This window comes from Burkholderia sp. SIMBA_062 (assembly GCF_046534765.1).
Lineage (GTDB): Bacteria > Pseudomonadota > Gammaproteobacteria > Burkholderiales > Burkholderiaceae > Burkholderia > Burkholderia ambifaria.
The window spans coordinates 1-277 of sequence record NZ_JAWRYD010000222.1 but is presented as its reverse complement, the minus strand read 5'-3'; the positions used below and the strand labels follow the sequence as shown (position 1 = coordinate 277).

The following is a 277-nucleotide window of genomic DNA, read 5'->3' as shown; positions in this document are numbered from 1 at the left end:
GAGCATCGCCGCCATTCCGATGTTTCTGCAGTTCGTGGACTGTGCCCTCAGCGACCTGCGCCGAGACAGATCCAAGCCGGGTGCCTGGTTGGGTACCTTGTTGTGGCAGGCCACGCTCGTGCGAATGTACTTTGGCTTGAACGAGCTTTGCCACAGCGCGGAAAAGATCTTCGCTGGCATGGGCTGGTTCCATAAGCTCGAAGCGGGCTTCCAGGGTTTTGGCCTGGGTGAACTGGCTGCGGCATTCGTGGTACTGGGTGGTTTGATCGAGTTCGCC

1 protein-coding gene is annotated in these 277 nt (G+C 59.2%); it reads left to right on the top strand.

All coding sequences use genetic code 11. The features are described 5' to 3' along the window. A partial coding sequence (locus SB786_RS36130) for a hypothetical protein (protein ID WP_410731564.1) occupies nt 1-277 on the top strand: 277 nt, incomplete at both ends.